The sequence below is a fragment of the Bartonella sp. AA86SXKL genome, assembly GCF_042196885.1.
Map to the genome: position 1 here is coordinate 1 of NZ_JBHIRE010000172.1, position 955 is coordinate 955.

Annotated in this window: 1 protein-coding gene; it reads right to left on the reverse strand. The window is 33.6% G+C overall.

Translation table 11 applies throughout. From position 1 onward, the window contains the following. Positions 1-195 (reverse strand): hypothetical protein (locus ACFIO5_RS10790; protein ID WP_289832575.1); only part of this gene is annotated, 195 nt, incomplete at its 3' end. Positions 196-955 lie beyond the last annotated feature (760 nt).

A 955-nucleotide genomic window follows, 5' to 3' on the forward strand; every position in this document is an offset into this window, starting at 1 on the left:
GAGTCTTTGATCTTTCTTTTTGAAATCTAAGCAACGCTGAAATGTAAGCAGCGTTGCTTGTTTTTGTGCATTGCAAAAAACGTGATGTATCAAGCGTATATTTTTATCAAAAAAGAAAAATATATGAAGAAGCATTTCGATATATAAAAAGAATTTAGTATTATCTATCTCTGCTTGTGCTTTGTTTTTTCTCATTTTAACTTCACTCTAAACAGAAATTCTGATCTCAATTATCAAACGCACAAATCTTCATTCCCTTTTTGCAAGTAAATTACACGAATAACTCCACGGCAAATGCAAATAACCTTAGAATGGAGAATTCTATTGCGATGCTTGGATAGCAGCCATATTTCAATCAAACAATTAGAAGAGAGCCTAAATCATATATGCATTGAGCGTTAACAGCATTTCTGCTGTTATTAATCATGATGAATCTGCTGCATATCAAAAAGCCTTGAGGGACAAACTTAACCTTATATACGCAAACATCTTAAACTCAAGAATACTATCGTGCTGTTTCCATCAACATCAAAAGAGCAAAAGTAAAAGCCTTTGAAACGATAGCTTCTCGTAACAGAATAAAGAGAAGAATTCATATTTCAGTAAAACGCTTCAAAAAAGCTTAAACCGTGTAAAAGCTCCCATTTCAAGTAATGTCATAATTTTTATACACAGAACGCAAAAGTGCTAAAGAATAAAGATAATCACGAACATATCATAAGTTAATCCGTATAATTGTAGCCACAATACATGTTAAACTCCAATGCCCTCCTCGATCAATACAATCAGAACCTTTTGAAAACAGCAAACATGCCTTAAAAAGACAAAACACTTTCCGAAAGTCTTGTACAAGCGGAGTTCAATCTTGAGACACAGCGTCCAAATATTTGAGACACCAATGCGATAACAAAAGTGGAAAGAGAAGGAAAACCTCGAAGGAATTTTCTTCTTCCTC